The organism is Candidatus Neomarinimicrobiota bacterium (assembly GCA_016784545.1).
In the GTDB taxonomy this organism is placed as follows: domain Bacteria; phylum Fidelibacterota; class UBA8477; order UBA8477; family JABMPR01; genus JABMPR01.
The window spans coordinates 20,284-40,105 of sequence record JADHUM010000028.1 but is presented as its reverse complement, the minus strand read 5'-3'; the positions used below and the strand labels follow the sequence as shown (position 1 = coordinate 40,105).

The window sequence follows — 19,822 nt, the reverse complement described above, 5'->3', positions numbered from 1 at the left end:
CAAATCCACCTAACTATTTAAGAAATCTTTCCCAATCAGCATCCTGAACCTCATCCCTTGCATCAGAGTGTACCAGCTGAAAACTACCATAGCCAGTGCGATCGACAAAAATGAAATATACCCCACCCTCTATCTCGTAATACTGCCAGGTAATCCATGGTTTTTCTTCAAGGGAAGATTGTTGATTTTCGATATTGCTGGGAGGTCCATATTTTATCAGAATACGCCCTCTATCCGTTTTCCAGCCACTGTCTGCGTCAGAGCCAAAATCCCTGTTGGCCAACTGGACTCGTTGATAAAATTGAACTTTAAACTCATTAACAGCAGTCTCTGGATCAGGATCTCTGCGCTCCCAGAAAGTGGTCAATACGGATCTCTTCCCAACCTCATCTGAATTTTCGTAGAGGCGTTTCTCATTTTTATCCATAACGATACTTACCACTTTGTATATATCATCCAACTGGACGCGACTTAAACCGGCATAATCCTGTTTTTGTTCGGGTTCGTTCTGTTGGCTGGCTGTTTCCCTGAGGACGTAAAAAGTTCGCTTCTGATTTGTTGTTTGCTTCGTCACTCCGTCTGAGATTTCAACGGCCAGTTTGTATATCCCGGAACCCAACCCAGCTGTATTGATGCCCCCCCACTCCACGACAGAAGTGCCAGGCATTTTCTTGTTACTAACTGGAAAATCCTGCACAACATCACCGTTTAGTGAAAGAATCTGGGTGTGCAAATCATAAACACCTGTCCCAGACAGACCGTAAGCCTCAAAGAAATAATACATCATGGGAGCTGTAGCAGAAAAGGTTCTCTGAGCATTGGGGACCACATCATAACCGTATCTGGTGAATTCGTTTTCCGTCTTAGCCTCCACCACCTGTGAAGCGATGGTAATATCCGAGATGGATAATTCATCCTTGGGATAGAGATTCAGTGAAATGGGTCTCCGCATGGTCTGCTGCTTCTTTGAGTGGACATCTACCATAGTCACCTGAAGTGTGTAATCTCCTGGTTCAACATAGAATTTGCTGATATCCGGTACCCAGGTCAAGTTTGCAATGGACTTTTTATCAGGAGCCCGATAGGTGCGAGTCCAGCGATCTGGATCGTAGGGCACAATATCATCCTGAATCAGGGCGGTTTGGATCACCACGCTAGCTTCCCATCCATCTTCAACCTCAATGAAGGTAAAAATTGATTGGGGAATCATTAGGTATACATCCAGATAGACACCGCCTTCAATTGAAAAGCGGGAATAATCCAATGACACCTTAAAATCTGTTTTGGCTTCATCCTGGGCATACAACGCAGCAAGTGATAGCAGGAGTAATGTGATAAGCCTTTTAGGTAAACTGGACTGAAACAAGGCGGGACACTCCTTCCTCTTCCATGGTGACGCCATATAAAAACTTGGCCGCTTCCATGGTAAGTTTGTTATGGGTAATAACGATGAATTGAGTGTTGGTCGTAAAATGCTCCAACATCTTGGTATACTTTCGGATATTTCTATCGTCCAGAGGTGCATCAACCTCATCCAGAACGCAGTATGGACTGGGTTTAACCTGATAAATGGCAAACAGTAGGGCAATTGCTGTCAGGGCTTTTTCTCCTGCAGATAACATCTTAAGATTCTGGGTTTTCTTGCCACGGGGAGTTGCTTTGATGATAATATCACTTTCCAGAATATCGTCTGGATTCTCGAGGAGCAGTGCGGCTTCACCGCCATCAAATAACATCTGGAAAGTGCCTTTAAAGTGCTCCTGGATTTGCCCGAAAGTTTCACGGAATTGTTGTCTGGCAATTCTATCCAATTTGGAAATAGTTTCAAGTAAGCTGGTTTTGGCTTCCAAAAGATCGGCCTGCTGCTCTTTTAGAAAATTGAGTCGCCCCTGTTCAGTATCAAACTCATCCTGCACCGCCATGTTGATAGGTCCAAGATCTTCAATAAATTTTTGGCTCCGACGAATACGTTTTTCAACCTGTTCCTGATCAAATTCAGAAAGATCAAGTTCATGGGGCAATTCACTCTGATATTTCTCTTGTACCCGCTCCACAATATGTTGTTGGCGAGCTTCAAGATTGGCTCCAGAAACCGATAATTCTCGTAATTCATCAGCAGCAGCTTCGCGTTTGTGGTGATGATCCCTCAGACGCAATTCCAACTCGTTTAAAGCTTGACGTTTGACCTGCACTTTGCCAGCGAGTCCCACAAGGCCTTCCCTGTCCTGCTGTAGCATGGACTTAACCTTAGCCAGATGATTTTTTTCCGTTTCTTTGGTTCCGCGATTGGTTCTAAGGGTCTCTTCGTGTTTGAGTTTTTCTTCCTCCAAACCCAGTTTCCTGGTGGCAATGTCCTTCAGCGTCTCGGAAACACTGGTCAGTCGTGTGTCCAGGTTCCTTTCCTCGTTGCTAAGGTTAACATGTTCCAGGCGACCTGCTTGTGCATCTTCACTGGTTTGATCTCGCTGACTCAGCAGGGTCTGTAAGGATGTTTCCATCTCACTAATTTGAGATTCGGTACTAATTCTTTCTGATTCAGCTTCAGCCAGTTGGGGAGCGAATGAAGCGATACGTCCTTCGGCATCTTTTATGGCCTGGACCAATTCACCAATCTCCTGATCCACACTCTTGGTATCCGCTTCTGTTGAATTGATACCATATTGAGCTCTAGAACTTTTACGTTCAACTTCCAGGAGAATTTGACGCTGGTCGTCACGGGATGCTTTGCTGGTTCTTAATTCGCGCTCCATACTCCCAATCTGTTCATGAACCTTTTCAACGGCATCGCTATGCTCTTGAATTTCATCCACCAGGGTTGAGAATTGCTTGCGGAGTCGCTGGATTCGATCCTTACGTCCGATGATGGTGTCTTCCCCTTCACCGCCAGAACCACCTTTAACCAGGCCAAAAGTGTCATAGAGCGTTCCATCCACACTCACAGCTCGTCCACTAATATTTTTCCAGTCAACCTCATAATTGTCTTCAACAAGAGTGACATCTCTGAGAAGCAGCTGAGCCAGCCCCTCGTACCCAGGTTTGGGAGTCACAAAGTCAATTGCAGCGCCGATAATATTCTTCCCAGTCAGAGGGGCAGTACTTTTCGGTTTGGTTTTTAAAATAGGTTCCAGGGGTAAAAAAGTTGCTGAACCCGATTTCTGATCTTTTAAGGATTGAATGGCCTTCATGGCAGATTTGCGATCACTGGTAACCAAGGCTTCAGCCAATGGACCCAAAGCGGTCTGGATGGCCTTTTCGTAACGCTCATCCACAGTCAGGAGATCAGCCACAGTCCCTAGAATACCCAGGGCTGCAATATCTTCACTAAGCAATTTTCTCACACCGCCGGAGTAACCTTCCCCCGATTCCATCAATTCTTCATAAAAGTTGAGTTGATTCTCAATACTGACGCGGCGACCCCGCTTTTTCGCCAGGGTTTCCCGGGTTTCGTTCAACTTGTTCTGCATCTCCTGAAAACTTGTCTCCAACTCAGCCACCCTGGACTCCAGTGTTTTATACTGGGTTTCGGCATCTTTGAAATCCGAGGCCACCAGATCCAATTCTTGTCGATATTCAGCCTGAGATTTAGTGAGACGTTCCTGCTTGGCCTTGAGATGTTCGATACTGCTTCTATGCTGAGTAAGCGCCGCTTCCTGGTGGCTCTTCTGGTGGTTGAGATCACTAAGTCTGTTTAACAGATCCATGTGTTTCTGGTTTTGAATATCATGTTCAGTCTTCGCTTTGCGATATTCATCTACTGCCGCTTCGAAGGCTGCTTTTAAGACATCGTCTTTGGCTTTGGCTTCATCAATACGGGGTTGAATATGAGCCTTTTCATTACTGAGCTCAGACTGGAGGGTGTGAGAAGATTCTTCACGTTCTGCCAGGGTATGTTGTTCAACACGAATGCGATCCAGAGCAGTCGTGGCACTGGCAATTTTCTCCTCGGCAATCAACAGAGTTTGTTCAATGTTGATCCGGTTGGTATTGCTGACGTTTACTTTTTCCTGCTGCTCCCCATGCTCAGTTTCGATGAGCAGGAGCTGTTCTTTGGCTTCCTCCACCCGGTTCTCTTCCAGGCTGACTTCCTCACCACTAGCACCATAGCCATCCTTCAGCTGGGCAATTCTCTGCTTAATAGGGGCCAACTTTTCGAGGAGCTGGGAACGTTCATACACAGCCAGGGAAATTTCATCATCTTTCAACTGGCCCTGAACACGGTCGAAGCGTTTATACTTGGCAAGTTGTCTTCTCAGACTGCCTACACTTTTTTCGACTTCATTGATGATATCATTTACCCGATTTAAATCTATTTCTGTAGAATCAAGGCGACGCATGGACAAGCGGCGTTGTTGTTTGTATTTATTTATCCCTGAAGCTTCTTCAATCAGGCGGCGACGCTCTTCCTTGCTCTCACTGAGAATGGATTCAACCATTTTGAGCTCAATAACTGAGTAGGCATCGGATCCCATCCCTGTATCCACAAAGAGATTGTGAATATCCTTTAAACGACAGGCATTTTTATTAATAAAGAATTCACTGGCACCATCGCGGAACACCCGCCGGGTGAGAACCACATCAGTGTACTCCACAGGCAGCAAACCACGATCATTATGAATGGTAAGCGAAACTTCAGCATAGTTGACAGGTTTGCGTTTGGTGGTACCACTGAAGATGACGTCGTGCATGTTCTGGCTACGGAGAACTGAACTTTTTTGCTCACCCATAACCCAACGGATTGCGTCTACCACATTGGTTTTTCCACAGCCATTGGGACCCACAATGCAGGTCAAGCCTTCGGCAAATTTGAGCTTGGTCGGTTCAGCGAAGGATTTGAATCCCTTTATCTCAAGGTCAGATATATACATGCAGTGTTTCTATCTCCAATAAATGCTACGGGGAAAACAGTCTCAAGTGAGACCTAAATTATGTTTTGTTTAGCCAGGAGGCCAGGTCATTGCTCGACCGCCTAAAACGTGGAGGTGCAGATGAAAAACAGTCTGTCCTGCTTCTTCGCCATTGTTCATCACCAGGCGATATCCATCATCCAGACCAGCCTCTGCGGCAAGTTCTGTTCCCTTTTTCACCAGTTTGCCAGTGAGCGCTTGATCAGCATCTGTCAATGCGGATGGGCCGGTGATATGTCTCCTGGGAATGACTAAAATGTGTGTTGGTGCTTGAGGGCTGATGTCATTGAATGCGAGAATATCATCATCCTCATACAGTAGGGTTGCCGGTATATCTCCAGCAATAATTTTACAGAAAATACAATCTTGTGCCACATCTCCTCCTTACGGGGGTTATACAGGATCCTGTTGAAGTGCCGACACCAATCCGACTGCGTGAATGGCTGCTGTTTCAGCACGTAAGCGTCTGGGACCCAGACCCGTGAAAGTATAGTCGGAAATGGATGCTAAATCAATTTCATCCTTTGACCAATCTCCCTCAGGACCAATCCAGATGACCATGGGAATTGACGACTTCATTTTCTGGATGGATGGCACTATGGGAGTGCTGGAATCTGACCCATAACAAAATAAGTGCACTCCCTCTGATAGGTTTTGTGCAGCAGTTGGGAAGGGTGTCAGATCGTGAATTTTGGGACATCTTGATCGTCTGCTTTGCTTCATGGCTGATATGGCAATACGCTCCAGGCGTTTTTTGTTGACGCCTTTTTTGATGGTATGGTCAGTAAGCAGTGGGATGATTTCATTTACGCCCAACTCAGTTGCCTTCTCAACAATAAGATTGAGATGGTCCCCCTTCAAGTTTGCCACAGCCAGTATCAGATGTATTCCCAGCTCCCCCCGATTCTGCTGTTCTTCCAGAACCTGGAGGTCCAGGGAAGAATCTCCGATAGAGTCCAAAGTGGCTCGAGCAGCGCTTCCAGCTCCATTGACCACCCAAATTTCATCACCTCTAACAAAACGGCGAACGCGGATGAGATGGTGAAATTCGGTACCTTCTAATTTGAGGTGAGTTTGCCCGCTTTTAAATGCCGGCAGAAAAACTTGTTCACCGGTGATCACCGGTGGAGAAACTCCATTCCAGCTTGGAGGAAAAGACCCTTATATGTCTGACGGGTGTCAATGATCTTGTCAAAAGAGGCATAGTCATAACCTATTCTGAAAGTATATGAACCTCCTTGCCCTGTCAGGATACGTATGTGGACTCCCCCACGAAACAGAGGAGCAAAATCACTCTCAACCTTTCCCCATCTATCTATAAAGTCCTGATCGTCAGCAGTATTCAGCGACCAGACTGGTCCGGCTGAGATAAAGCTACCAATTTGAAAGGAAGGATGCATGGTCTCGATAAATGGAAGCCATGTAATACCGGGCATCAGTTTTACAAAGCTAAGGTTGCGGTTGTTTATTGAGACGGGTCGACCGTAGTAATCAATATAATTGTAGGTATCATTGCTCTCAACCAGAGACCAATCCAATTCAAGATCCAGACTCAAGGCTTCACTGGTATGGTAGCTATAGAATCCACCAAGACTACCACCATAGCTGAGAATCTCCATATCAAATCCCATGGTTTTATAACGCGGGGATTCACCAGGCTGAGCCCAGAGAAGACCAAAACTTAGTGAAAGGAGTGAAAGAAGTTTCCAGGAAACTTTCATCGATAGCGAATCATCTTGAGTTCGTGATAACCCGTAGTGCGCACAAAACAAATCTCATCCATGTAGTTTTCCATAAAGAGCAGGCCACGTCCATTACAGCGCATGCGTTGTTCAGGAGTCGTGGGGTCTTCCAGACAATCTCTGTCAAAACCCATCCCCTTGTCACGAATCCGCAACTCCAGATGGGAATCATAGAGGGTCATCTTGATGGCTACATCATGATCTGAATCATTTCCATTTCCATGTTTAATCGCATTATTAACACCCTCTTGGAGCGCTAAAATAATGTCCTGCCGAGTTTCAGGGGGGTAATCGGTTCTGCTCAAGACGTTGCTTGCAAAATCCTGAACTCTTTCAATTTGTGTAAGATCTGAAGGGATGGCCAGAAAATGATCGAAAACTTGTTTTTTGCTCATACTACTCACGGCCCGAATTATAAGATAAATTGAGCCTGACGACAAGTATGTTCAACAATAAATACAAATACAGTTTGAGAGGGATGTATTGTAGAGATTAGGGAGTTACTCGACCTCTTTGAAGTCAGCATCTTCAATGTCAGATTCATCAACCTTTAGTCGTGGGGATGATTCACTCTCCTGATCATTGATTTGCACGCTGTCCCGATTTACGATCTTTATGTTACTCAACATATTTCTGACTGTTTTAAATGCAAAATAGGCGAGAGCAAATATGATCAGATATCGCATGGGTTACCTTTTGATGGGGTTGTAAAATTTGGTGCCTTCTATGGGTTGGCGGATGGTTTCCAGGAGGTCTGACAGGTCATCTTCATCGTTCACGAAATCTATATCAGTGGCATTGATTATCAGGAGTGGAGACCCCTTATAACGAAAAAAGTACTCATTATAAACCTGATTTAAGGCCACAATGTAGTCGCTATTAATGTTGGATTCGAAATCTCGACCTCGTTTGCGGATATTGTATAGTAAGCGATCAGTATCAGCTTGCAGATAGATAACCAGGTCTGGATGGGTGATGGTTTCTTCCATCATGCTGGCAATTTTGTCGTAGAGACTCATTTCATTCTCATCCAGATTGAGATAGGCAAAGAGGCGATCCTTCTGGAACATATAATCGGTAATGAGTAATTTTGAGAATAACTCAGTTTGTCTCAGATCCTGGAATTGACGATACCGGCTTAAAAGAAAAAATAACTGGGTCTGGAAGGCATAGCGCCGGCGGTCACCGTAAAAATTGGAAAGGAAAGGATTTTCCTCAAACTCTTCCAGGACCAGCCGGGCATCCAGGTGTTTTGAGAGGCGTTTTGCAAGACTGGTTTTGCCAACCCCGATGACCCCTTCAATAGCAATATGGTAGAGGTTTCTCATTGAGCCAATAGTTCCACTTCAAGATCTTTAACCCAGTTATTATCTGCACATGCGGCCAGGAGTTGGGAGATGGAGTTTTTGCTCACAGGATCGATAACCTCCGGGGCTATATCACACATTGGTTCAAGCACAAAACGCCTGACTCTAAAGCGTGGATGTGGGATCTCCAGATCAGATTCAGACAAAATTTCATCTCCAAACAAAATAATATCAAGATCCAGATTTCTGGGACCGTTCGGTATGTCAGTATCTCTATTCCGATGAGCTTGATGCTCTATATCCATGAGGATATGAAGCAATTCATGGGCATTGAGTTGTGTGTCCAATTTTATCGCGGCATTGATAAACGCATCCTGGGGAATACCCCCAACCGGTTCGGTGAGATAAAGGGGACTCATGATGGCATTTTTGAAACGCTCTTGTAATCTGGTGAATGCTAATTCAATTTGACGCTGCGGATTATTTTTATTGGAGCCAATGCTAACGAGAACCTGCGTCATGTCTGTCTACCCCGACGGGTCACTTCCACTTCCACATAGTCTAAAACTGCATCGATGGGTACCTTCTTTTTACGGACGACCACCGTCATTTCCTCTACGTCAAATTGATCAACAAGGGCTTCTGCAATGTGATCCGCCAATGTTTCGATAAGGTGATACTTTCGACCTGTAACCATATCCTTGACCACGCCATACACTTGTTGGTAATCAACGGCTTTATGAAGGGTGTCTTCAGTAGAACAGCGACTGAAGGGATATCGAATTTTTATATCCACTTCAAAGCGACCACCGAGCTCCTTTTCGAAATCCTGGACTCCGTGATAGCCGTAAAAAACAAGGTTTTTGATGGTTAGAATTCCCATAGCATGGAAATCTACTTAGCTAATGTAAAATTACAAATGGCTTTCATGTAAGCATGTAAATTAGCTCATCAAAAAGTGTTGAGAGATATTGCGGAATCTGAATTGGATATAATTTTGGTCGAGGAGCGGGTCAGATACCTGAAAATATTTGTGACTCAATCCAAAAACCACCCCATACTATTCTAAGGAGGTCAAGCCTTCTCGAATTGCATATTTTGTGAGTTCTGGAATGGAGTTCAATTTCAGTTTTGTTTTTATTTTAACACGATGGGCTTCAACCGTTTTCACGCTGATGAAAAGCGTATCTGCTATATCCTGGGTTGATTTTCCCTCAGCGATAAGCTGCAAGACTTCCTTTTCACGACTGGTGAGTTCAGAGACTTCGTTCCCTTCATCCACAAGCTTGCCTACATAATCATTGAGTACGCTGGTGGATATTTCCTCGCTGATGTAATAGCGATCCTGCAGGACCTCCCGGACGGCCTTGATGAGTTCACCTCCTGCACAATCCTTCAATAAATACCCCTTAGCGCCGGCTTTGAGCATCCCCTGAACAAAGTGTCGATCTGAATGCATGGAAAGCGCTATGACCTTCATATCCGGGTTATCATGAAGGACCTGGCTGGTCGCCTCAATACCGTTGAGTTCTGGCATGGCGATATCCATGACGATGACATCAACTTCCATTTTGCGGGCTAATTTTACAACCTCACGACCATTCTCAGCCTGAGCTACTACATTGAAACCAAGCTCATCATTGAGAATGGACAACAAACCTTCTCTAAATAAAGCGTGATCATCTGCTAAAATAATATTTACAGCCATTAGATACCCTCCAGTGAGACAGGAACGTTCAAGATAACCATGGTTCCACCCCCTTGTTCAGATTGAATGTCAAGAACTCCTCCAAGATATTCAATTCTTTCTTTTATGCTAAATAAACCAAAACTATCTGATGGGCGCTGTTCTGGTGTGAGAATGGATGTGTCAAAGCCCTTGCCATTGTCTGCTACGCACACAGAAAATGAATAGCGAGTTGCATCTGCTGTGATAGATACATTTGTGGCACCAGAATGCTTGACAACATTTTTTAATATCTCGTCCACGGAGCGGAAGAGTATGACTTCCTGTTCACTCCGTAATCTGATATTCTTTAGATTGTGCTTATATGAAGTTACAATGTTGTTTTCTAATTTTACTTTTTCCAATCTCCATTCCAGAGCTTCAACCAGCCCCAATTCGTGGAGAACAGGTGGGCTTAGTTCGTATGTAATAGAACGAGTTTGTTTGACGGCATCTGCGATATCGGTGTTTATGGCCTTCAGTTTTGCCTGGAGATCAGGATCCTTGATGGCGTTGAGCAGCCCGGCCATTTTTATCTTGGCCATGGCCAGACTCTGACCGAGATGATCATGGAGCACGATGGCCAGATGGCGACGCTGTGCTTCTTCAGCCAGGATGAGGTCAGAGGACAGGCGCTTAAGCATATCCTGGTACTCCCAAATCTCAGCTTCAACTTTTTTGCGTTCAGAAATATCTCTGGCAGTGATTTGAATAGCTGGGGATCCTTGATACCGAATAGCTATGGCTGAAACTTCCACAGGGAGTAATTGTCCATTTTTACATTCGTAAACATCCTCTATGGAAAACAGATCATCACTTTGGGCAATCATGGTTGCTTCCAGCTGCTTTGAAATTTCCCGGCGTATAGGTTCTACCAGATCTGTAATGGATTTTCCCAAAAGATCTGAAGCATTTTCATATCCCAACATTTCAATTAAACGACGATTTACAAAGACGATCTTCTCATCCACATGAATGGCGATACCCTCTCGGGCCAGATCTATGACCCGGTGATAATTCTCTTCACCCTCAGTGAGTTTGGATTTTTTCTTTGGATCTTGAGCGTTGATGAGTCAAATCCTTCACTTCATTTATGGTTTGCTTTGCCTGAAGATAAGGTGCTCCGTTCAATGAGCAACAATGTTTACCGGCGCATAGGGCACATGAAAAACTTTTAAAAAATATCAGCTTCGGTGGAGATGAGCACTTCGCCTACGAGATCGGAGAGCTGGTGAGTTGGTGAGTTGGTGAGTTGAATATAATCTCGCTATTATGGAGCTCATGGCTTGGCGCAACGACTCAGCCCCCTATACCCTATCCTCAATGCATTAGAATATCGAATTTCGATTAACGATTGCAGATTGCAGATTGCAGATTGCAGAAAAGTTGTAACTCAAGAATCGAGAGCTGGTGAATATCCTCCATCGGCTTTCACCTTTCAGCGCCCGGAGCAAGACACGACGGATATCATGAACTTATAACTTATCACTTTTAACTTTTAACTTTTAAATGAAATGAGCGGGTGAGGAGAATCGAACTCCTCCCATCAGCTTGGGAAGCTGAGGCACTACCACTATGCGACACCCGCATTTAAAAATTGCGAGGGAAATTAAAAGATTTAAGGACGACATCGCAAGTCAAATACCTGATATATCTGTTTTTAGTTCATATTATTCATGACTGGTTTTATCATCATATAAAAATCGAAGTGCAAATAACGGCGCTTGAGAGCTCCGCTGGTTTTTGAATTCAAATAAATGGAGGTGTGTTGATTTTTTTTGAGTGGCTTGAAGGGGTGAAATTTCGCTAAATGTTTGATACACAAGGGCTCACTCTCAGATACAAGATGTAGCGCTTGAGATATGTATACCGCAACATTTTGTAGTTTTATGTAAATTGATTCTTGTCATAATTTGTCTCCCCTCTATATTCGTCACGCTGGGTAATAGTGACCCGAATCACGTGCAGGACACCATACAAACCAGTCAACCAACAATTGGGTACAGGACTTCTCTCTGTCATTTTTCCGCCATTTTTGATTTGAGGAGTTAAGCCGTTAACGTATAGATAAATCGCTGAGGAGCAAACCTACATGTCCGAAACCATCCAATTCCCCTTTGAGTCGACTGAAAACGATCTCGGCAAAGCCTCTCTGCAAAATGCGGAATTGCAGATTGAAGCCATCGTGAATAAAGACACCGTTAGAAGCGGATCTGATATTGATGCATACTACGGCCTGGATGAGCTGGGGAAAAGTGTCTTACAAAATAAATATTTAGCACCCGATGAAAAATCTCCTGAAGATTTATGGCATAGATTAGCCAAAGCAATGGCCGGTCTTGAGGATAAACCAGAGGTCTGGGAAGACCGGTTTTATACCATCCTCCATGATTTCCGTTTTGTTCCCGGTGGGCGCATTATGCACGGAGCTGGTCGTGAGGATATCAAGACAACCCTTAACAACTGCTATGTGGTTGGAATCAAGAAGGATTCCATCAATGCCATCTATGATGCCATCATTCAAGAAGCCAAAACATACAAATATGGTGGGGGTTGCGGACATGACCTCTCCGTATTGCGTCCAAAAGGCTCCTCAATTGATGGAACCGGTGGCGAATCTTGCGGTCCTGTAGGTTTTATGAACCTGTTCAGCGAAAATACAAATACCATTGCCCAGCATGGCCGCCGGGGCGCCAACATGCAAACCCTCCGTGTGGATCATCCAGACATTGCTGAATTTGTTGATGTAAAACTTGATCTTTCCAGAGTTAAATATTCAAATATTTCTGTGCTCCTGACCCATGAATTCATGGAAGCGGTAGAACTGGATACAGATTTTGAATTACGCTGGAACGACAAGGTCTACGAAACCATTCGTGCCCGTGAACTCTGGGACAAAATCATTTATGCTGCCCATGCCAGTGCTGAACCAGGAATCATTTTCTGGGACACCATGGTCGACCATCACAATGCTGAATATTGCAGCCCGCTGGTATCCACCAACCCATGCGGTGAACAACCCCTCCCCGATGGTGGAGCCTGCAATCTGGGCGCCATCAACCTGGCTCGCTTTGTCAATACCGATGGTGACTTCCTGTGGGATGAATTCAATGACACCATTCGTCTCAGCGTTCGCTATCTGGATAATGTGATTGACTATAATGTTGATCGTCACGCTCTGGAAGATCAGAAAAAGAATGCCCTGGGTGACAGACGAGTTGGTCTGGGAATTCTGGGACTGGCAGACATGCTCATGCTACGCGGCATCAAGTATGATACGGATGAGGCTCTGGAAGCCGTTGAAGAAGTCATGCAAATGCTTTCAGGAACTGCTTATAAAACATCCATTGAACTGGCCAAAGAAAAAGGCTCTTTCCCCAATTATCAATGGAATGGCTACAAAAAAAGCCAGTTCATCAAAAATTTACCTGAAGAGATTCAAGAAGAAATCAAAACTCACGGTATCAGAAATGCTACCATTCTCACTGTGGCACCAACGGGATCTGGAGCTATCGTTGCTCAGGTTAGCTCAGGTGTAGAACCTATTTTCAACGTCAGCTATAAACGAAGAGTGAAAAAGAATACTGGATTTGGCGATGAGTTTGACGAGTTCAAAGTTGTTCACCCAACTATCCTGAACAAATATGGCAGCGATGAAAATTTACCCGATTCAGTCGTCACAGCCCACGATATTGATCCCTACTTCAGGGTCAAGATGCAAGGAACCATTCAGCGCTATATTGATGCTTCCATAAGTTCCACTGTAAACCTTCCTGAAGATGTGGATGTTAAAACAGTGGCAAATATCTACCAGGCTGCCTACAAAGCAGGGCTAAAAGGGATCACTGTTTACCGCGAGGGTAGTCGTGATGGTATCCTGATTTCAGAGAAAAAGGATGAAAAGAATACTGCAGCCAAGCAAGTGGTTACAGCAGATCCAGAACTGGCCTTGAATCCTCCATCGCTGCGTCCCCGTCTGCGTCCCAAAGATACATTTGGTGTGACACATCGGATACGTACTGGCGAAGGCACCCTGTATATCACCATCAATCATGATGAAGATGGTTTGTGTGAAATTTTCACCACCATCGGAAAAGCAGGTGGCAATGCGGCTGCCCAGGCAGAGGCCATCAGCAGACTGATTTCATTGTCATTGAGAAGCGGGATGGATGTGGAAGAAATTATCAAGCAGCTCAAGGGTATCAGCGGACCAAACCCGGTCTGGGAGAATGGTCAATTGATTCTTTCTACCCCCGATGCCATTGGAAAAGCCCTTGAACAGCACATGTCTGAGTTCAACAAAAGTCAGGTCAATAAACAACAGACCTTCGGAATGGCTGAATCAGATGATAGTGGTGATGAAGAGCGCGGCGCACACTTCGGAATGGTTGAACCCTCAAATGGGACAACTTCAAAAACCATGGCGACCTGTCCTGAATGTGGATTGACCATATCCCACGAAGGTGGCTGTCTCCTATGCCACAATTGTGGATATTCGAAATGTTAATCTAGTACACCAAGTATAAATGAGCCTCGGGAAACCGGGGCTTTTTTATTTCTTCGACACTGGCCACGGATGTGTCACACTGAGCCGGTCGAAGTGTCAAGGTAACAGGGTACAACTTGGAGGTTTCGAGAGCGCTTCGACTCGGCTCAGCATACCACCTCAACCTCCGAGTATCAGGGATTAAGACCCCAAATCTATCCAATAATCAAAAGGATGATTTCTAAACCAGGTGAGTTGTCGCTTGGCAAAATTGCGGGTATTCTGCTGGATGGAATCAATCATTTCAGCTTCATCAATTTTTCCAGCCAGGAAGGCATAAACTTCCTTGTATCCAATGGTCTTCATGGGATAGAGCTCAGGAGTATACCCTTTTTCAAGAAGGGCCTGGCATTCTTCAATAAGACCCTCTTCCAGCATTTTCAACACACGGTGATTAATGCGATTATACAGAATTTTGCGATCGCGATCCAAAACAACCAGCATCCCCTGTTTTTCGAAGGGGTCAGAACTGTTGGAAAACGCCTTCGAGGGAATCATGCCTGAGGACTCGTAGATTTCAAAAGCCCGCATGAGTTTTTTAAAATTATTAAAGTGAAAAGTCGCGGCGTATTCAGGATCAAGCTTCATCAATTGATTCCATAATGCTTCTGCTTCCCCTGCATCCACCTTGTCCTGATACTTCTGCCTGATAGCAGGATCTTTATGCTGTTCCTCAAACAGGCCAAAACGGAGTGCATCCAGATACATCCCTGCTCCACCCACCACAACAGGCAGTCTGCCCCTATCCAATATCTCCAGAATAATTAGGCGGGCGCGTTGGTAGAAATCAGCAGCATTCCAGACAATATCAGGGGTCAGTTCGTTCAGTAGATGGTGGGGCAAACCTTGAAGCATCTCAGCGTCAGGCGTGGCCGTGCCAATATTCATATACTTGTATATCTGACGGGAATCGCCACTCACCACTTCAATATCATGTGCTTCAGCCAGCGACATGACCGTATCTGTTTTACCCACAGCTGTGGGTCCTGCTAAAATGAGATAGTCACTTGAGGTAGTGTCCAGAATTTGATTATGAATTTTGATGGGTTTCATGATTGTCGTGTGAGTTTATCTAATTCCTTACACTTTGTCCCTCGCACTTCGTCCCTCGCACTTCGACTCCGCTCAGTGTGACGGCTCGGGATGACACGAGCTCCAGTCTACACCTCGCGGCTACGACCTGGCAGGCAGGATGACACCACATACCACTCTGATCTAATGACGCTCAAAGCGTTTGTCCAATTCATCAATACTCAGGTTAATGATGATGGGACGACCGTGGGGACAATAGAAGGGATTCTCTGTTGCAAACAGCCGATCCACAAGAACCCGCATTTCCTCTTCCGTGAGAGGATCACCAGCTTTAACAGCTGCTTTACATGAGTAGGAAGCAGCGAGGCGTTTAGATGGCGAATAATCAAAAACACGATTTTCACGATAGTAATCAATAATTTCTTTTAAGATGGCGCCTTCACTCCCCCCGCGCATACCGGTTGGAACGGCTTCTACCAATACGGTTTGTGGTCCAAACTCCCGTAGACGAAAACCCAGGGTGTTAAGCGAAGGAATAATGTCAACCAGAACATTATAGTCATCTGCTGAAAATTCCTGTGTTGCAGGAAAAAGAAGCGACTGAGAAGTGCCTTTATTCTCATCCATATCCCGGAGGGCTTCTTCATAGAGAATCCGCTCATGAGCGACGTGCTGGTCAATGATGGCAATCCCATTGTTGATCTGGCTGAGGATATACTTGTTATGAACCTGCCAGATAAAACCGCCATGTTGCCTCTGTGGTTTTACCTCAACAGGAGCTCTATCCAACACCTGGCTGAACTGTCTGGCCTTTTGAAGCAGGTCACTCTCTTCCTGGCTACGGGGTTCAGTATCAGGGTTGTACCCTCCTCCTGGAGGAGCCATGAAGCTGGTCTGAGGTGAATGTGAATCTGAGGGCGGGAAAAGGGGTGCACCTGATGGACGATTTTGGAAACCAGGCATGACCTTCAAGGTCTGACGCAACCCATTCTCCACCGTTTCCTTAACCACATGATAGACACGCCATTCATCGTTAAATTTTACTTCTGTTTTGGTGGGGTGAACATTGACGTCAACTTCGTTCAAGGGAACAGATATATTCAAGGTATAAAATGGAAATTCACCACGCTGTATGAGTGATTTGTAGGCCTGATAGACTGCGTTATTAATCAAGCGATCTGATATGGGACGCTGATTTATAGAAAGATATTGTTCACCCCTGGCCACCCGAACCAAGTCCAGGTTTCCAATAAAACCAGTTACTTTGATATTCCCCCGGCTTTCATCCACCTCGATGATTTTATTACCATAGTCACTACCGAATACAGCGGTCACACGTTCCTGTGGAGAGCCCACTCGGAGATCAAAGATGACCTTTTTATCTGCAACCAGCTTAAAGGCGATCTCAGGATAAATAAGTGCCAAAGGCTTCACCCGATCGATGATGTGATTGAGTTCAGTTCGCTTGGCTTTGAGAAATTTGAGGCGGGCAGGCACATTGAAAAATAGATTCTTTACTGTAATCCGTGTGCCGGTTTCCCAGGCTACGGGTTCAACGTCACCCGGTATTCCAGCCTGAACTTCCAACGAAAATGCACCCTCACTTCCCCGTGCTCGAGAGACCAGCTCCATCATGGAAACAGAGGCAATGCTGGGAAGCGCCTCGCCCCTGAACCCCATGGTTTTTATGCGAAAGAGATCATCAATCTCAGCAATTTTGCTGGTAGCGTGCCTTTCCAGAGCCAATCCGAGTTCATCTTTATCAAGTCCAAGTCCATCGTCAATCACCTGGATGAGGTCACGACCTCCATTATTGATGGTGACTTCAATGCGTGTGGCCTCTGCATCGATGGCATTCTCTACCAGCTCTTTGACCACTGAGGCAGGTCGTTGAACTACCTCACCGGCAGCTATTTTGTTGGCCAGAATATCTGGGAGAATATGGATACGTGACATAGGGATTATGGTTTAGACTTTCGGTTTATGAATTGCTGTCTGATTTCAGTTTAGATGTCATGACTGAAAGCACCTTCTCAGCAAGTGCACTGGAATTAGCCTGAAGTTTTTCGACTTCTTGTTCAAATTCGGCGACAATTTCCTTATCATCAATTCCTGGAATATTAATAAGGACATTCAAGGCGGCTCCTTCCAGTCCGGCGCGTGCCTGCAGGACGGCCACACCAGCATCAGACAATGAATTCTGATTACCAATTTCTGCCATACGTCCAGCCAGTTTCATGATTTGCAGCGAGTGCCGCATCACTTTAAGGGGGATTTCAGCTGAATAAATGGTGGCCTCCTGGAGGGCTTCCAGACGGGCTGCCTGTTGTTCTTCACTAATTTTGGGTAAACGCATGGCTGTCATGACATTATTAAATGATCGGGTGTCTTCATCTACCAGAAAGAGGAAGGTATCCTTCAAGGCTTGAGCCTGATTGCTTAATTCTTCAATCTCGCTCCAGTTATCCTCATAACCCTTTTTGCCAAAGGTTAACACACCCACCATATTGGTGAGACCTGCAGCCATGGCTGAAGCCAGAGCAGAAACAGACCCGCCACCTGGGGCAGGTGAATCTGAAGCCAGCTCATCTACAAATTCTGTGACACCCATATCCACCAGGTTTTTCTTGTCCTGTGAACCCAGTTGATATTCTATAATGCGTTCCTGGGGATTAAAGGGAGAGATTTCATTCAAACCCAGACTCTGGATGGCCATGCGTATGAGCTCTGCATTGGAAACTGCAGTGCTGGAATTTTGCTTGGTGAGATAATATTTACCTGCGTCCAGCATGGCCGAAAGGGGAATGAGACCCACGAGCTCGCTACCTGAAACCCGTAAACCACGTAGATCTGCCTGCTTGACCACCTCATCAAAGGCGATATGAAACGGTGTTACCTCCATATCCACCAGGTTCATGGAAATCTGGGCCATGTTGTATTCATCAATATACCAGCCAACTGCCTTGACCGCTTTCAAGGTGCCAGGACGCGTAATGGGCGTCCCATTCTCGTCGCGGATAAATTTATTGGTTTCAGGATCCCTGGCGTTGCGACCCGCTTCTCTAATCTCCAGGGCTATGTCTGTGGCTTTTTTGGTATCACGTGTATTGAGGTTCACATTGTAGGCGATGAGGAATTTACGGGCACCCATGACCGTAGCTCCAGATCTGGCATTAAACTCGGCTGGTCCAAAATCTGGCTTCCAATGCGGATCCTTTAATTTTTCTGAAAGTCCTTCATACTCCCCGGCTCTGATATTGGCAAGATTCTCACGTTCTGGAGTGGCAGCTGAGTATTCATAGAGGTATACTGGAATATTTAATTCTTCTCCAACTCGCTTGCCAAGCATGCGTGACAAGTCAGCACATTCCTCCATGGTCATATCGCTCACGGGGATAAAGGGACACACATCTGTGGCTCCCATGCGGGCATGGGCTCCTTTGTGCTTGCGCATATCGATGAGCTCGGAGGCACGTTTGATGCCTTGAAAAGCTGCCTCAACTGCGGCTTCTGGACCACCGACAAAAGTGACCACAGTACGATTGGTGTCTGCACCTGGGTCCACATCCAGCAGCGTAACACCTTCCACTTGAGCAATGCATGAGGTGATCTTCTCGATCAGGGCCAGATCACGGCCTTCACTAAAATTTGGTACACATTCAACAATTTTCTGCATCTGTCAAACCCCTAAACTTTGGATAAATAATATAGAATATATAGAATGATGCCAGCCATTACCAATAGACCCAGAAAACTGCGTTTTGGGTAAGAAGAGGTTAGGCGTCGAAAATGAATACGTCTATCATCTGACTCTGCAGATTCAAAACGTCTCAATCGACGGGTTTTGGCATACTTCAGTTCTGGCATTAGATCCCGGCAAATAATCTAAAGAAGACATTAACAAATGGGTGAATAACCATACCTATGATGTGGAAACCGGTTATCATCCCAAAAATTATGATACCAAAAAGGATCATTGGTCCACTGCTTTCGATCAGGTAGATCTGGTGAGCAAACCGATTTGGAAGGATGCCAGCAAAGATCTTGGACCCGTCCAGAGGTGGAATGGGCAGGAGGTTAAAAAATGCGAGGATCAGATTTATTTGAAGCGATAAGGACAACATCTTAAGAATGATGCCCATGCTACTTTGAGGGTCTGCAAAAGCCAGATCAGTGGCTAAAAATATGCGTATCAGTACACCGGATATGAGTGCTAAAAACATATTCATAAGGGGTCCTGCCGCTGATATCCACAGCATATCCCGTTTAGGATTTTTCAGATTGCGGGGGTCTACCGGGACAGGCTTGGCCCATCCAAATCTGAACAAAAATAGCATGATTGTCCCAAATGGATCAAGATGAGCAAGTGGATTAAGCGTTAATCGTCCCATATGTTTTGCAGTTGAATCTCCCAACCGAAATGCGACATAGGCATGTGCAAACTCATGAAAGGTAAGCCCGATGAAGATACCGGGAGCCAGGTATATGAAATCCTGAAGTCTGCTCATAAAAGCGGTTGTTGCGTCCATTTATATAAGTGGTCCTTTATTCTATTATTAAACCGC

General features: G+C 45.3%; 18 protein-coding genes and 1 tRNA gene. 1 reads left to right on the top strand and 18 read right to left on the bottom strand.

The genetic code is table 11. The annotated features are described in order from the left end of the window. Positions 1 to 13: 13 nt before the first annotated feature. The 13 genes from ISR87_08015 to ISR87_07955 form a co-directional block, all read right to left on the bottom strand. The gene (locus ISR87_08015; protein MBL7025389.1) at positions 14 to 1,366 is read right to left on the bottom strand and encodes a GWxTD domain-containing protein; all 1,353 of its coding nucleotides are present in this window, start codon (positions 1,364 to 1,366) and stop codon (positions 14 to 16) included. Then, the gene (smc, locus tag ISR87_08010; GenBank protein ID MBL7025388.1) at positions 1,344 to 4,865 is read right to left on the bottom strand and encodes a chromosome segregation protein SMC; all 3,522 of its coding nucleotides are present in this window, start codon (positions 4,863 to 4,865) and stop codon (positions 1,344 to 1,346) included. Before smc ends, ISR87_08015 begins: the two co-directional genes overlap by 23 nt. 69 nt (positions 4,866 to 4,934) lie before the next feature. Beyond that, complete coding sequence (locus tag ISR87_08005; protein ID MBL7025387.1) at positions 4,935 to 5,279, bottom strand: histidine triad nucleotide-binding protein; 345 nt, start codon at positions 5,277 to 5,279, stop codon at positions 4,935 to 4,937. An 18-nt stretch (positions 5,280 to 5,297) separates the two neighbouring features. After that, positions 5,298 to 6,026: a 16S rRNA (uracil(1498)-N(3))-methyltransferase gene (locus ISR87_08000; protein MBL7025386.1), complete on the bottom strand. Its 729-nt coding sequence runs from the start codon at positions 6,024 to 6,026 to the stop codon at positions 5,298 to 5,300. After that, positions 6,023 to 6,625: a hypothetical protein gene (locus ISR87_07995; GenBank protein MBL7025385.1), complete on the bottom strand. Its 603-nt coding sequence runs from the start codon at positions 6,623 to 6,625 to the stop codon at positions 6,023 to 6,025. The genes ISR87_08000 and ISR87_07995 overlap by 4 nt, the downstream gene beginning before the upstream one ends. Next, complete coding sequence (locus ISR87_07990) at positions 6,622 to 7,041, bottom strand: ATP-binding protein (GenBank protein MBL7025384.1); 420 nt, start codon at positions 7,039 to 7,041, stop codon at positions 6,622 to 6,624. Before ISR87_07990 ends, ISR87_07995 begins: the two co-directional genes overlap by 4 nt. A 105-nt stretch (positions 7,042 to 7,146) precedes the next feature. Then, on the bottom strand, positions 7,147 to 7,332 hold the full coding sequence (locus tag ISR87_07985) for a hypothetical protein (GenBank protein MBL7025383.1): 186 nt from the start codon (positions 7,330 to 7,332) through the stop codon (positions 7,147 to 7,149). Positions 7,333 to 7,335: 3 nt separating this feature from the next. Next, positions 7,336 to 7,974 carry a deoxynucleoside kinase gene (locus tag ISR87_07980; protein MBL7025382.1) on the bottom strand — a complete coding sequence of 213 codons (639 nt, stop codon included), beginning with the start codon at positions 7,972 to 7,974 and terminating at the stop codon, positions 7,336 to 7,338. Further along, complete coding sequence (gene folK, locus ISR87_07975) at positions 7,971 to 8,474, bottom strand: 2-amino-4-hydroxy-6-hydroxymethyldihydropteridine diphosphokinase (protein ID MBL7025381.1); 504 nt, start codon at positions 8,472 to 8,474, stop codon at positions 7,971 to 7,973. The genes ISR87_07980 and folK overlap by 4 nt, the downstream gene beginning before the upstream one ends. Continuing rightward, complete coding sequence (gene folB / locus ISR87_07970; GenBank protein MBL7025380.1) at positions 8,471 to 8,836, bottom strand: dihydroneopterin aldolase; 366 nt, start codon at positions 8,834 to 8,836, stop codon at positions 8,471 to 8,473. The genes folK and folB overlap by 4 nt, the downstream gene beginning before the upstream one ends. Positions 8,837 to 9,013: 177 nt before the next feature. Continuing rightward, a complete protein-coding gene (locus tag ISR87_07965) occupies positions 9,014 to 9,661 on the bottom strand; it encodes a response regulator transcription factor (GenBank protein ID MBL7025379.1) in 648 nt (215 codons plus the stop codon). After that, entirely contained in the window at positions 9,661 to 10,650 is a 990-nt protein-coding gene (locus ISR87_07960; GenBank protein MBL7025378.1) for a PAS domain S-box protein, read from the bottom strand. The genes ISR87_07965 and ISR87_07960 overlap by 1 nt, the downstream gene beginning before the upstream one ends. 546 nt (positions 10,651 to 11,196) lie before the next feature. Next, positions 11,197 to 11,267, bottom strand: a tRNA-Gly gene (locus ISR87_07955). A 504-nt stretch (positions 11,268 to 11,771) separates the two neighbouring features. Between ISR87_07955 and ISR87_07950 the strand changes: the two genes are divergently transcribed. Continuing rightward, entirely contained in the window at positions 11,772 to 14,186 is a 2,415-nt protein-coding gene (locus ISR87_07950; GenBank protein ID MBL7025377.1) for an adenosylcobalamin-dependent ribonucleoside-diphosphate reductase, read from the top strand. 180 nt (positions 14,187 to 14,366) lie between these two features. Here ISR87_07950 and miaA read toward each other — a convergent pair whose 3' ends face one another. From miaA to ISR87_07925, 5 genes are all read right to left on the bottom strand, one after another. Continuing rightward, positions 14,367 to 15,278, bottom strand: coding sequence for a tRNA (adenosine(37)-N6)-dimethylallyltransferase MiaA (gene miaA, locus ISR87_07945; protein MBL7025376.1), 912 nt, complete (start codon positions 15,276 to 15,278; stop codon positions 14,367 to 14,369). A gap of 162 nt (positions 15,279 to 15,440) precedes the next feature. Further along, the gene (mutL, locus tag ISR87_07940) at positions 15,441 to 17,213 is read right to left on the bottom strand and encodes a DNA mismatch repair endonuclease MutL (protein ID MBL7025375.1); all 1,773 of its coding nucleotides are present in this window, start codon (positions 17,211 to 17,213) and stop codon (positions 15,441 to 15,443) included. 25 nt (positions 17,214 to 17,238) lie between these two features. After that, the gene (gene ftcD / locus ISR87_07935) at positions 17,239 to 18,933 is read right to left on the bottom strand and encodes a glutamate formimidoyltransferase (protein MBL7025374.1); all 1,695 of its coding nucleotides are present in this window, start codon (positions 18,931 to 18,933) and stop codon (positions 17,239 to 17,241) included. An 11-nt stretch (positions 18,934 to 18,944) separates the two neighbouring features. After that, positions 18,945 to 19,124: a hypothetical protein gene (locus ISR87_07930; protein MBL7025373.1), complete on the bottom strand. Its 180-nt coding sequence runs from the start codon at positions 19,122 to 19,124 to the stop codon at positions 18,945 to 18,947. After that, the gene (locus ISR87_07925) at positions 19,124 to 19,765 is read right to left on the bottom strand and encodes a site-2 protease family protein (GenBank protein ID MBL7025372.1); all 642 of its coding nucleotides are present in this window, start codon (positions 19,763 to 19,765) and stop codon (positions 19,124 to 19,126) included. Before ISR87_07925 ends, ISR87_07930 begins: the two co-directional genes overlap by 1 nt. Positions 19,766 to 19,822: the final 57 nt, after the last annotated feature.